Annotated in this window: 12 protein-coding genes; 6 read left to right on the plus strand and 6 right to left on the minus strand. The window is 65.2% G+C overall.

Annotated elements, in window-relative coordinates; genetic code table 11:
* Positions 1-297: 297 nt before the first annotated feature.
* The 6 genes from groL to A5788_RS18020 all read right to left on the minus strand — a co-directional run bounded on the left by groL (position 298) and on the right by A5788_RS18020 (position 6809).
* Positions 298-1923, minus strand: a complete 1626-nt coding sequence (groL, locus tag A5788_RS17995; RefSeq protein ID WP_007238086.1) for a chaperonin GroEL — start codon at positions 1921-1923, stop codon at positions 298-300.
* Positions 1924-2111: 188 nt separating this feature from the next.
* Positions 2112-3278, minus strand: a complete 1167-nt coding sequence (locus A5788_RS18000) for an alkaline phosphatase family protein (RefSeq protein WP_082937888.1) — start codon at positions 3276-3278, stop codon at positions 2112-2114.
* A 116-nt stretch (positions 3279-3394) separates the two neighbouring features.
* Complete coding sequence (locus tag A5788_RS18005) at positions 3395-4051, minus strand: GntR family transcriptional regulator (RefSeq protein WP_049697604.1); 657 nt, start codon at positions 4049-4051, stop codon at positions 3395-3397.
* Positions 4052-4064: 13 nt separating this feature from the next.
* Positions 4065-5108 (minus strand): isopenicillin N synthase family dioxygenase, encoded by a 1044-nt coding sequence (locus A5788_RS18010; protein WP_064869071.1) that lies wholly within the window; start codon positions 5106-5108, stop codon positions 4065-4067.
* A gap of 28 nt (positions 5109-5136) precedes the next feature.
* Positions 5137-6033 carry an ABC transporter permease gene (locus tag A5788_RS18015; RefSeq protein ID WP_442902871.1) on the minus strand — a complete coding sequence of 299 codons (897 nt, stop codon included), beginning with the start codon at positions 6031-6033 and terminating at the stop codon, positions 5137-5139.
* Positions 6033-6809 carry an ABC transporter ATP-binding protein gene (locus tag A5788_RS18020; protein WP_049697601.1) on the minus strand — a complete coding sequence of 259 codons (777 nt, stop codon included), beginning with the start codon at positions 6807-6809 and terminating at the stop codon, positions 6033-6035. Before A5788_RS18020 ends, A5788_RS18015 begins: the two co-directional genes overlap by 1 nt.
* Positions 6810-7137: 328 nt before the next feature.
* Between A5788_RS18020 and A5788_RS18025 the strand changes: the two genes are divergently transcribed.
* The 6 genes from A5788_RS18025 to A5788_RS18050 all read left to right on the plus strand — a co-directional run bounded on the left by A5788_RS18025 (position 7138) and on the right by A5788_RS18050 (position 12314).
* The gene (locus tag A5788_RS18025; protein ID WP_064869073.1) at positions 7138-8340 is read left to right on the plus strand and encodes a hypothetical protein; all 1203 of its coding nucleotides are present in this window, start codon (positions 7138-7140) and stop codon (positions 8338-8340) included.
* 131 nt (positions 8341-8471) lie between these two features.
* Positions 8472-9107: a DUF4178 domain-containing protein gene (locus A5788_RS18030; protein ID WP_049697599.1), complete on the plus strand. Its 636-nt coding sequence runs from the start codon at positions 8472-8474 to the stop codon at positions 9105-9107.
* Positions 9104-9631, plus strand: a complete 528-nt coding sequence (locus A5788_RS18035; protein WP_064869076.1) for a DUF2617 family protein — start codon at positions 9104-9106, stop codon at positions 9629-9631. Before A5788_RS18030 ends, A5788_RS18035 begins: the two co-directional genes overlap by 4 nt.
* Positions 9628-10230: a DUF4247 domain-containing protein gene (locus tag A5788_RS18040; RefSeq protein ID WP_082937880.1), complete on the plus strand. Its 603-nt coding sequence runs from the start codon at positions 9628-9630 to the stop codon at positions 10228-10230. Before A5788_RS18035 ends, A5788_RS18040 begins: the two co-directional genes overlap by 4 nt.
* 72 nt (positions 10231-10302) lie before the next feature.
* Positions 10303-10734: a DUF350 domain-containing protein gene (locus A5788_RS18045; protein WP_152929994.1), complete on the plus strand. Its 432-nt coding sequence runs from the start codon at positions 10303-10305 to the stop codon at positions 10732-10734.
* Entirely contained in the window at positions 10731-12314 is a 1584-nt protein-coding gene (locus A5788_RS18050; RefSeq protein ID WP_064869080.1) for a polyamine aminopropyltransferase, read from the plus strand. Before A5788_RS18045 ends, A5788_RS18050 begins: the two co-directional genes overlap by 4 nt.
* Positions 12315-12318: the final 4 nt, after the last annotated feature.

Consider the following 12318-nt stretch of genomic DNA (forward strand, 5'->3'; position numbering starts at 1 on the left):
TCCGAGCATCCCACGAATAATCGTGGGTCGCTTACTTCACGGTAGCCGCGTGAATCAGCCCGGCGCGCGATAAGTCTCAGAATCATTCCGCGGCGTCTCGAATTCAGTCATGCGGCGCCCACTCGACCGGATACAGCGCCCACTCGACGGGATACAGCGCCCGGTCGACGGGAACGCCGAAGGCCGGCCACCCTTTCGGGTGACCGGCCTTCGGTGTGTTCGCTATGCAGCGGTGGGGATCAGAATCCCATCCTCGTCGAAGACGAGATCAGAATCCCATCCCCGTCGTAGACGGGATCAGAATCCCATTCCGCCCATCTCGTCGGCGCCGGGCATGGCCGGGGCCGGGTTCTTCTCGGGCTTGTCGGCGACGACGGCCTCGGTGGTGAGGAACAGAGCCGCGATCGACGCTGCGTTCTGCAGGGCCGAGCGGGTGACCTTGACCGGGTCGTTGATGCCTGCGGCGAGGAGATCCTCGTAGGTGCCGGTGGCGGCGTTGAGGCCGGTGCCCAGCGGCGAGTTGAGGATCTTGTCGGCGACGACGCCGGGCTCGAGCCCTGCGTTGACGGCGATCTGCTTGGCCGGAGCCGACAGCGCGACGCGCACGATGTTGGTACCGGTCGCCTCGTCGCCCTCGAGGGTCAGCGAGTCGATGGCAGGCTCGGACTGCAGCAGAGCCACGCCGCCACCGGCGACGATGCCCTCTTCGACGGCAGCCTTCGCGTTGCGGACGGCGTCCTCGATGCGGTGCTTGCGCTCCTTGAGCTCGACCTCGGTGGCCGCGCCCGCCTTGATGACTGCAACGCCACCGGCCAGCTTGGCCAGGCGCTCCTGCAGCTTCTCACGGTCGTAGTCGGAGTCGCTGTTCTCGATCTCGGTGCGGATCTGCGACACGCGTCCGGCGATGGCGTCTGCGTCGCCCGCGCCGTCGACGATGGTGGTCTCGTCCTTGGTGACGACGACCTTGCGAGCCTGGCCGAGCTGCTCGAGACCGGCACCCTCCAGCGAGAGGCCGACCTCTTCGCTGATGACCTCGCCACCGGTGAGGATGGCGATGTCGGCGAGCATGGCCTTGCGGCGGTCACCGAAGCCGGGAGCCTTGACGGCAACAGACTTGAAGGTGCCGCGGATCTTGTTGACCACCAGGGTCGAGAGGGCTTCGCCCTCGACGTCCTCGGCGATGATCAGCAGCGGCTTGCCCGACTGGATGACCTTCTCCAGCAGCGGGAGCAGATCCTTGACGGTCGAGACCTTGCCCGAGACGAGCAGGATGTACGGGTCGTCGAGGACGGCTTCCTGGCGCTCGGGGTCGGTCACGAAGTAGCCCGAGATGTAGCCCTTGTCGAAGCGCATGCCCTCGGTGAGCTCGAGCTGGAGTCCGAAGGTGTTGGACTCCTCGACGGTGATGACGCCTTCCTTGCCGACCTTGTCCATCGCCTCGGCGATGAGCTCGCCGATCGAGGGGTCGCCTGCCGAGATACCAGCGGTCGCAGCGATCTGCTCCTTGGTCTCGACCTCCTTGGCGCTCTTCAGCAGCGACTCGGTGACGGCGTCGACAGCCTGCTCGATGCCGCGCTTGAGGCCCATCGGGTTGGCGCCTGCGGCAACGTTGCGCAGACCCTCACGCACGAGTGCCTGAGCCAGAACGGTTGCGGTGGTGGTGCCGTCGCCAGCGACGTCGTCAGTCTTCTTGGCGACCTCCTTGACGAGCTCGGCACCGATCTTCTCGTAGGGGTCCTCGAGCTCGATCTCCTTGGCGATGGACACGCCATCGTTGGTGATCGTGGGGGCGCCCCACTTCTTCTCCAGAACGACGTTGCGACCCTTGGGTCCCAAAGTCACCTTGACTGCGTCGGCGAGGGTGTTGAGACCCCGCTCGAGGCCGCGACGGGCCTCTTCATCGAACGCGATTTGCTTGGCCATGGGTAAGTGATCCTCCGATAGGGGGTGACACTAGGTTTGTATGGCCGGACTCGGTGCCCGCGACGGACGACCGGTGTGTCATTCGGTACCGATCTCACCGTCCCGACCTAGCACTCACGATCCGTGAGTGCCAACGTCCGTTTTAGCACTCGACCCCGGTGAGTGCAAGGTCAACGGTGAGGAGCGGTCTACGCGGGATCGTTGCCGATCAGCAGCGGCACCAGCAGTTCATCGGCGGTCCAGCCACCGTGGTGCCCGAGCATGCGCGACTCCCCCGGCTCAGCGGCCGGTCGGGTGAGCACCGTACGGTCCTTCGCCACGACGACGAGAGCGCCGATTCGCGCAGCGGTTCGATCGGCGGTGCGGGGTCCGTACCAGTGTTCGGCGAGAACCTGTTCGCGCGGCGCGACGTGCGCGTCGTCGCCGAGGAGATCGCGCCAGGCATCCGCGACGTCGTCGACGGCCCCGTCGATCGCGTAGACGTGGCGCACTCGCGCCTCGCCCGCGATCCGTGCGACGCCCGCCGACAACGCAGGCTCGGCGTCGAGGTCGATGGCCTTTCCCGCGCGCAGCATCCCGTGGTCGCCGGTCACGACGAGGGTGGCGTCGGACGGAAGGTCGGTAAGGACGTCGGCGACAAGGGAATCGACGGTTCGCAGTGCATCGCACCAGGGGTCGGAGCCCGGACCGTAGATGTGACCGGCGGTGTCGAGGTCGGCGAGATATGCGTAGACGACTCGCGGCCGGTGTGAGCGGGGCAGCGTTCTGGTCAGCGCGGTGGTGATGCCTGCTCGAACCTCGGCCGGAGCCTTGGCGGGTAGATGTCTGCCCGCGGTACCGGAGGCGACGGAGGTGAAGCCCGTGTCCTTGAACTCGCCGGGCATCACCTGAAAGACGCGCACCCCCGACCGCTCGAGCGCGCCCACCGCGCCCTCCCCTTCTCCCGGGGCAAGTGCGGTCGGCGGATAGACGTCGTAGGCCGACGGGCCGTCGGCGCTGTCGAGTGTCCAGCGCAGCATGTTCAGCGTGCGGGCCGGACCGTGACTGCGGGCCGCGTCGTCCGGCACGAAGCTGTAGCCGATGATCCCGTGCTCGCCTGCCGGTTCGCCGCGCATCAGGCTGGTGATCGATGTCGCCGTTGTCGACGGGAAGCCCGCCCGCAGCACGGTGCCCTGCAGTCCGGTGAGTGTCGGTGCGAGGTGTGCGTGGGCGGCGAGTTGCCGTTCGCCGAGGCCGTCGACGAGCAGCAGCACCACCGACGCCGCGTCGAGTTCGGGGAGGCGACTGCGCTCGCTTGCCGCCGGCAGATCGCCACCGAGGGCGTCGACGCCGAGGGACCGCCCGATCCAGGGCATCACGTCGGCGAGCGTGTCGGGGTACTCGCCCCACAGCTGCGGCGGCAGCTCGGTGAGTTCGCCTGCCCCCGTCGCGCCTGTCCCCGTCACGCTTGCGCCCGTCACGCTTGCGCCCGTCACGATCTGAGCAACCGAACCAAGACCCCGGCGGCGTGTGCCTGTGCCGCGATCTGCGCCCCGGCGGCGTCGCCTGCTTCCAGCGCACTGACGATTCGATGATGCTCTGCCACCGCGAGACGTCGGTTGACGTCGTGCTGCCACATATCGGAGCGGTACAGGTGCGACTGCGTGTCGAGTTTGAACAACGCGTCGCACAGCGGTTTGTTGCCCGACAGGGACCGCACCGCGGTGTGGAAGTCGAGGTCGAGTTGGGAGTCTCGGTGATGATCTGCGGCCTCGGCGAGCAGGGCCTCCTGAGTGCGCACCTGCTCCCACAGGTCGTCGATCTCGGCGTAAGTCACGCGTTCGACGGCCTGGCGGGCGGCGAGACCGTCGAGCACCTCGCGAACCTCGAAGACGTGGCGCAGACTCGCCTCGTCGAGCGCGGCGACCTTGGCGCCGACACGCGGTGTGTACTCGGCGAGTCCTTCGACGACGAGTTGCTGCACCGCCTCGCGGACCGGGCTGCGCGACACTTCGAGACGCGCAGCGAGTCCCGGCACGCTCAGCGGGGTGCCGGGGGCCATCTGCCCGGCGAAGATCTCGTCGCGGAGTCGGCGCACCACCGACTGCGTCAGCAATGCGCCCTCACCGCCTCCAACCGTCACGGTCATCGAGCGTAACGCCCTATCGCGCCGTGTGCGCCGACGTCAGCCGCTGCGCCTCCCGATCAGCGGCCTGTGGCGCGACCCCCTGTTTCATTCCGGCCAATTTGGCGTTGATGTTGTCGGCGACGGTAATCGGCGGGTACCCGGGCTGATCTGTGCGCGCGCATCCGGGCAGTGTTTCGATGACGGCGTCGAAGTTGCCGTCGAAGAAGAAGGCCGCGGAACGTCGTCGGATGATCCTTCCGTCGACGACGGGCGGATCGACCCGATGGATGGTCGACAACCAGCGATCATTGGTCCAGAGGGCCATGGCGTCGCCGAGGTTCACGATGAGAGCACCGGGCTCGGGCTGCACGTCGTGCCAGATGCCGTCGCGATCAAGGACCTGCAATCCCGGCACACGATCGGCCCAGAGCACGGTGAGGATGCCGAAGTCGGTGTGGGCGCCCATCCCGGTCAACTCGCCCGCGAGTTCGATCTCGCCTTCGGGCAGCGTGTAGTTGTTCATCTTCAACGCGTCGATCGAGTGATCGGTGAGCGCATCGAAGTAGCCATCCGGAAGTCCGAGCGCTTCGGTGAAGGCACGCAACAGGATTCGTGACACGCCTCGCGCCTGGGAAAACCACTCCTCGACTGCCGGCCGGAAGCTCGCCACCGCGTCATCGGGCCAGGTGTTGTCGGGATAGCTGGACTCGGGAAGATCCGTTGCCGCATACCAGGATTGCTCCGAGCCGACCGTGAACGCCTCATAGAAGTCGTTCATCTGGTTCGCCGCTGCCACACCGAGACTCATGCTCAGCGACTCGCTCTTGGGCGGACTGTAGCCACGATTGGCACCCGGCCGCACGCAGTTCTTCTTCACGTCGAGCGGGAGTGCATAGAACGCGTCGAGGGCCTCGGTGAGACCGTCGACGACGCTCTGGGAGATTCCGTGTCCGACGATTTGCATGAATCCGACTGTGGCAGAGGCCTCGTCGAGTTGACGTGCCACCTGTGCTCGTTGTTCTGGCGTGCTCTGCGGGTCGGCGTAGGGCGAGATGTCGATGATGGGAACGGTGAACATGTCTGGAGTTCCTTGTGAGAGTCGGCGGCTAGCGGCGGCGTGCGACGGCGGCGTTGAGCATGCTGAACACCGCAAAGACGGCGATGCCGAACAACGACGCGAGCACGATGGCCGCGATGAGATCGTCGGATTGCAGTCGCGCGCGGTAGACGTCGAGCAGGGTCCCGATTCCCGGTTCGCCCTTCGCGAAGAACATGTCGCCGATGATCGCGCCGACCACCACGAGCCCCGACGCCGTGCGGAATCCGGTCATCATCGCCGGAAGTGCCGCGGGGAACTCGAGTTTCACCAATCGCTGGGTGCGTGAGGCCTTCGACAGCGTGAACAGCTCGTGCATGCCGCGGTCGACGGAGGTGAGCCCGAAGTGGGTGTTGGCGATGATCGGGAAGATCGCGATGATGACACACACGATGGTGCGTGCCACCATGCCGTACCCGAACCACAGACCGATCAGCGGGACGATCGCGAGTACCGGAATGACCTGCAGCACAACGGCCCACGGGTAGATCGCGCGCTCCATCAGAGAGCCGCGGCTCATCAGCACGCCGATCGCGATGCCGATGACAGCGGCGAAGAGGAACCCGACGAGGCTCACCTTCGCGGTGACCCAGAGTGCCTCCAGCATCGGGTTGACGTGAGCCTTGTCGAGCAACGAGTTGGTCAACACCTCGTGCGGCGGCGGAAGGAGGAATCGCCGCTGCGGAGAGAGGATCACCATGCTGACCAGGTACCAGAGTCCGATCGCCGCAGCGAGAGACACCGCGGGCGGTGCGACCATGCGCACCGCTGTGCGTAGCCGCGTTCTCGTCGACGATGTTGCCTTACCGCCCGGCGCGGTTCCCGAGGCCGAGGGAGCGGGCGACGCTGTGGTGACAGCGGTGCTCGACGTCGAATCTTGTGTCATTGCAGTCGATATGATGGTCATCAGGCACCTCGGAGTGTTTCGGAGATCGCGGCGACGTACGACGTGAAAGCCGGGTCGAAGCGCACGTCGGGTTGACGGGGATAAGGAAGGTCGATGCGGATGTCCGCGGCGATTCGGCCCGGTCGGGCCGACATCACGATCACCCGGTTGGCGAGGAACACCGCCTCGGGCATCGAGTGGGTGATGAACAGCGCGGTGAATCCCCGATCGCCGTACAGCCGCAACAGTTCTGCCTGCATGTCGAGGCGAGTCATCTCGTCGAGCGCACCGAACGGCTCGTCGAGCAACATCACCTCAGGTTCTTTGGTGAGCATGCGCGCCAACGAGACTCGCATCTTCATGCCGCCCGAGAGCGTGCGCGGGAGTTGCTTCTCGAAGCCGGCGAGGCCCACGGCATCGATGGCCGCGGCAGCACGTTCCCGACGCTCCGAACGTGACTCACCCGCGATCTCGGCACATAGTTCGACGTTGGCCTGCACAGAACGCCACGGCAGCAATGTGGGTTCCTGGAAGATCACGCCGACCGAATCGGTGGCCAGCGCGACGCTACCGGTTGTCGGCGCCTCCAATCCCGCAGCCATGCGCAGGAGCGTCGATTTGCCACAGCCGGAGGGACCGACGATCGCGACGAAGTCGCCACGCGCGATGTCGAGGTCGACGTCGGCGAGAGCGATTGTGCCGGAATCGAACTGCTTGGATACTCCCGACGCCGAGATCATCACACCCTTCGTGAGATGCCTCGCGTCAGTGTCGTTGACGGTGTCGATCAGGTTCATGTGTACATCCATCAGAGCCACGGCACATGGGAGCGCCTACATGTAAGAGTCGGACTTACTCCGCTTTCTGATTGTTGGTTACATGCATTGCGCTCGCGTGTCCCGACGTAAACAATATGTGACAGAACCGCGGGCTCGAACCCGGTACACGCAGGTGAGACACTATCAAAGCGCATGTCAGAAGAAGTTTTCCGATGCCAGACCGGCCAATCGGCGCTACATGCACCAGACTCGCGCGATCCACCAGCAGCCCCTACATTTACATGTAATCCACTCCAGGGGCCGGCGTCGTCGGTCTCGTTCACCCTTCCGCAAGAGGAGTTCCACCGTGTCCAAAGCTTCGCCGTCCCACGTCGCCTCGCGACGTCGCAGACTGTCAGTACGCGCAGCCGTCGTAGCGGCAACCGCCTCCGCGTGTGTCGCCGCACTCGCCGGGTGCACCGACTCGTCGTCGACGTCGTCTAGCTCGGCGCAGTCGCTGCCGTCCGCACCGGCCGAATACAACCTCGCGTCCGTCTGCCCGAAAAATGTTGTGGTGCAACTCCAGTGGCAGCCGCAGTCGGATATGGCCGGCGTGATCGGGCTGATGGGCCCCGGATACACCGTCGACGCGAATCAGAAGTCGGCCACCGGCCCGCTCGCCTACGACGGCAAGGACACCGGCGTCGACATCACCCTGCGGGCGGGCGGTCCCGCGATCGGATTCCAGTCGGTGCCCTCGGTGATGCACGCCGACGACAGCATCGACCTCGGACTCGTCCACGGCGACCAGCTCGTCTCAGCTGCCTCGAAGCAGCGGGTCGTAGCACTGACGCCACTCCTGCAGTACAACCCGTCGATCCTGATGTGGGACCCGGAAAAGCACCCCGACTGGCGCACCATCGCCGACATCGGCAAGTCCGACGCCACCGTCGTCGTGTCGAAGGAGCAGGTGTTCCCGCAATGGCTGGTGGCCAAGGGGCTACTGAAGCAGAGCCAGCTCGACACCGGATACGACGGCGCGCCAGCACGATTCGTCGGTGACCCGTCGATCGCGCAGCAGGGCTTCGTGAACTCCGAGCCGTACACCTACGAGCATGAGACCCCGTCGTGGGACAAGCCCGTCGCCTACGCGATGGTCCGCGACGCCGGTTACGACGTCTACGCGTCGAATGTGAGTGTGCGGCCCGACAAGATGGAGAAGCTGACTCCCTGCCTGCAGAAGCTGATCCCGATGATCCAGCAGACCGGCAAGAACTACGTGAACTCGCCCGACGCGATCAACAAGACCATCACCGATTGGGTTTCGCAGGACGTCTCGTTCAGCACCTACAGCGAGGGCGAGGCGTCGTACTCGGCCAAGATCCTCAAGGAGAAAGGTGTCATCGGCCCGGACGCCGCGGGTGTGTGGGGCGGCATCGACATGGCGAAGGCGCAGGAGTCGATCAATCAGTTGATCCCGGTGCTCAACAACTCCGGATCCGATCTGCCCGCGCAGATCCCCGCGAACGAACTGTACTCGACCCAGTTCATCGACACCAACGTCAAGTAAGACCGGTGTTCAGCAGAACTGGGTTCAGTAGGTCAGGGGTTCGGTAACGACGGTGCGTCGGGCTGGATGTCATTCGCGGTACCGACACTGGGTGCCCCGAATGTCCGGCCCGACGCACTATCCTCTGACCAATGGAATTCCTGCTGATCATCGTCATCGCTCTGCTGGCGATCATCGTCGTCGTGCTCGTGTTCAACGTCTTGAGCAAACGAAAGCGCGAGCAAGCCGAGCGGGACGCGCTGTATTCGCGCACGTACCAGCCGCGTGATCCCTTCTCGACCGCAGACGACGACGCCGTGCGCGGCGATCCTCGCCAGCTCAAACCGGGCGACCTCGTCGAGATCCGCGGAGAGACATTCGCGGTCCGGGGCGCGCTCAAGCTCTCACAGGACGGCTTCTCGTGGGCCGAGAACTTCCTCGACACCGGTCTCGGCCGGAAGGCCTGGATCTCGGTGGAGGACGATCCGGATCTCGAAGTGGTTCTCTGGCAGGAGCTCAGCGGCGTGACCGTGACCCCCGGACCGGCTTACGTCGATCTCGAAGGTCGGCGGTATACGAACGACGAAGCGGGTTCAGCACAGTTCACGTCGTTCGGTACGACAGGTCTGGCGCAGGTCGGCCGGATGCGCTATCACGACTATGAAGCGGGTGGCGACAGGCTGTCCTTCGAGGATTACGGCAGCGGGTGGGAATGCGCACGCGGCCAGGTGCTCGATCGTTCGGAGTACCGGATCTACCCGTCGAATCCGGGCCCGGAGCAGCGGTGAGTCCGTTCACCGACCTCGACGTCGCGTTCTCCGACACCCGGGCAGGTCAGCTCGGATTCTCGCTGACCGCCGCGCAGCGTGAGCCGCTCGCAGCGGCAGATCACACGATCGGGGCGTTGACGTTCTCCATCCGACTCCTCGGTGCCAGCCATCAGATTGTCATCACCGACGACGCGCACGAACTGTGCGAGACGGTCGCCTGCCTGCCAGACATCACCACCGCACTGCCGGACAGCTTTCAGGCCGACGGTTACGTGTTCTCGTCGCGAATCATCGAGTGCAGCTCCGATGCGATGGCCGACCTGCTCGAGCAGATCGAATCCGAGGTCGAAGGACATGCGCGCGCCGGGTTGCCCGCACTCCTCGGGCGATTCCCCGGCAACGAGCTCGCGGTGACGGCAGTGACCGCCGACACCGACGACGACGCGCTCATCTGGCGCACCTGGCACACCTATCCACAGGCCGGCGAGGTGGTGGTCACGTCGAGCCGAATCGACCGTGACGCCCTGGCGGTCCGGTCATGACCTACCCGCCGGGAGGCGACGACCCGGGAGGGCAATGGCCTGGCGCCCCGGGTGGCCCGCAAGGACCCTGCCGGTCCGGCGGGCCACGGGGACAGGGCCAGGCTGATCCGACCCGGAGGCTGCGGCGGATACGCAACACGATCATCGCGCTCATCGTGATCGTCGCGTTGATCGCGCTCGGCTCGTGCGCGGTCAGCGCATTTCGCGGATCGGGCGGAGGGGACGCGCGGGCGTACGTCACGTCGCACTATCAGCGCGACAGTTCGCTCGACGAGTCCGACGTCGACGCATACATCGCCGATGGTGACCCGTCGACTGTGTCAGCACAACTCGCGTCCGCCCAGAATCCCACCGACCAGCGCGCGGGCGACACTGCTGGGGCGGGCAACGTCGCAGGTACGCAGTTTCTGCAGTACCCGGGCTACCTGATCGGCCTTTTCCCTTATGCCGCAGACAAAACCAAGGTGATGGTCAGCCGCGACTACCGGTCGGGCTACAACCACTATCACAGCTACGTCGGCGGCTATTGGGTCCCGACGCCCGACTTCTCCGGGTCGGGAAGCTCCAACCGCGGCGGTGGCAGTGGAACCGGAAAGTAAGACACCGCGGTGCAGTTTGTGCCAGCACACGGAAGTCCGACCAGAGCAAGCATCAGACACGGGAGTACACACATGATCTCGGCCGACGCGATTCTCACCAACACCTACTACGCCGCCGCCTACGCGGGTGTCGGGGTCTTGCTGATGCTGATCTCTTTTGCGGTCATCGACGCGTTGACGCCCGGCAACCTGCGTCATCAGCTGTGGATCGACCGGAACCGTAATGCGGGAATCCTCGTCGGCTCCAATCTGATTGCCGTCGCGATCATCGTCACCGCTGCGATCGCAGCGAGCGAGGGACGTCTCGCGGTCGGGTTGACCTACACCGTCATCTACACGCTGATCGGTCTGGCGGTGATGTGCGCGACGTTCTTCGTCATCGACCTGTTCACCCCGGGCAAGCTCGGTGAGATCGTCATCGGGGCAGAAAGCCATCCCGCGGTGTGGGTCCACGGCATCTCGCACGTCGGCATCGCAGTGATCATCGCCGCTGCCATACTGTGACACTGCTGGCCGAACACACCGCTCCCCGATCACGGTTCGCCCGTGTCGGATTGCTCGCCGTCGTATTCGTCTGCGCGGCATGCGGGCTCGTGTACGAGTTGGCGCTGGTGTCACTCGGCTCGTATCTGATCGGCAACACAGCAACACAGGCGTCGATCGTCTTGGCGGTCATGGTCTTCGCGATGGGCATCGGCTCGCTGGCAGCCAAACCCCTACAGCGCCACGCGGTCACGGCGTTCGCAGCCATCGAGCTCGCGCTCGCACTACTCGGCGGATTGTCGGTGCTGGCGCTGTACGCGGCGTTCGCATATCTGTCGTTGTACACCCAGGCCCTTGTGGTGGTCGCTTTCGTGTTGGGTCTGCTCATCGGCGCGGAGATTCCGTTGCTGATGGTGCTATTGCAGCGTATTCGCAAGCAGGAGGCGGGTTCTGCGGTCGCCGACCTGTTCGCCGCCGACTACATCGGAGCACTCATCGGCGGGCTGTGCTTCCCGTTCGTACTGCTGCCCGTGTTCGGACAGTTGCGCGGCGCGATCGTCGTCGGCCTCGTCAACGCCATCGCCGGCTGCTTCCTGGTCTTCGTGATGTTTCGGAAGTCGCTGACGCGCACCGGGTTCGCTGTGCTGAGTGTGGCCGCTGTCGCGGTGATCGCGGTATTGGTTGCCGCGCTGGTCTATGCCGACCGTTTTGAGGTGACCGCTCGTCAGGCGATGTATCGAGACCCGATCGTCGCAGCAGAACGTACGCAGTATCAGGACATCGTGATCACGGAGCGACGCATCGGCTCCGGGCGCGATACGCGGCTGTATCTGAACGGGGACCTGCAGTTCGCATCGAGCGACGAGTACCGCTATCACGAAGCACTCGTCCACCCCGCGATGGCCGACGCGGTGGCCCGCAGCAGCGTTGGCGGGTCGACGCCTGCGTCGGTACTCGTCCTCGGTGGCGGCGACGGCCTCGCCCTACGAGAAGTGTTGCGCTACCCCGGTGTTCGGCCGACGCTCGTCGAACTCGATCCCGCGATGATTCACCTCGCACGCACTGATTCCCGACTGCTCGAGTTGAACCGCAACTCCATGAACGATCCGCGCGCGAACATCGTCACCGCCGACGCCTTCACATGGTTGCGACAGCAGCACGAGCGGTACGACGTGATCATCGTCGACATGCCCGACGCAGACGAATCAGCAACGGCCAAGCTGTATTCGACCGAGTTCTACTCACTCGTGAAGGCCCACTCCGCACCGGGCGGGCGGATCGTCGTGCAGTCCGGCTCACCGTACTTCGCACCGAAGTCGTACTGGTGCATCGGGTCGACGCTGCGTTCTGCCGGGCTCGCCGTGACGCCGTACCACGTCGACGTCCCGTCGTTCGGCGACTGGGGATTCTTTCTCGCCGATGAGGGCACGCCCCCGAAGCTCCACCTGCGCGCTCCGGGGCCGATGCGCTTCCTCAGCGAAGCCGAACTGTCTGCGGCCGCGGTGTTCCCACTCGACCGACAGCCACTCGAGATGCCACCGTCGACCCTCATGGACCCGCGGATCCTGCGCTACGCCCAGGGCGAGTGGGCCACCTACTGATCCG

Origin of the sequence: Gordonia sp. 852002-50816_SCH5313054-c (genome assembly GCF_001665925.1) — a bacterium.
In the GTDB taxonomy this organism is placed as follows: Bacteria; Actinomycetota; Actinomycetes; order Mycobacteriales; family Mycobacteriaceae; genus Gordonia; species Gordonia jacobaea.

Excerpts from the sequence above, each read along its gene's own strand:
- A5788_RS18045 (WP_152929994.1), top strand. The coding sequence starts at position 10,303 with ATGATCTCGGCCGACGCGATTCTCACCAACACCTACTACGCCGCCGCC.
- A5788_RS18020 (WP_049697601.1), bottom strand. The coding sequence starts at position 6,809 with ATGAACCTGATCGACACCGTCAACGACACTGACGCGAGGCATCTCACG.
- A5788_RS18040 (WP_082937880.1), top strand. The coding sequence starts at position 9,628 with ATGACCTACCCGCCGGGAGGCGACGACCCGGGAGGGCAATGGCCTGGC.
- A5788_RS18030 (WP_049697599.1), top strand. The coding sequence starts at position 8,472 with ATGGAATTCCTGCTGATCATCGTCATCGCTCTGCTGGCGATCATCGTC.
- A5788_RS18005 (WP_049697604.1), bottom strand. The coding sequence starts at position 4,051 with ATGACCGTGACGGTTGGAGGCGGTGAGGGCGCATTGCTGACGCAGTCG.
- A5788_RS18000 (WP_082937888.1), bottom strand. The coding sequence starts at position 3,278 with ATGCCCTGGATCGGGCGGTCCCTCGGCGTCGACGCCCTCGGTGGCGAT.
- A5788_RS18010 (WP_064869071.1), bottom strand. The coding sequence starts at position 5,108 with ATGTTCACCGTTCCCATCATCGACATCTCGCCCTACGCCGACCCGCAG.
- A5788_RS18015 (WP_442902871.1), bottom strand. The coding sequence starts at position 6,033 with ATGACCATCATATCGACTGCAATGACACAAGATTCGACGTCGAGCACC.
- groL (WP_007238086.1), bottom strand. The coding sequence starts at position 1,923 with ATGGCCAAGCAAATCGCGTTCGATGAAGAGGCCCGTCGCGGCCTCGAG.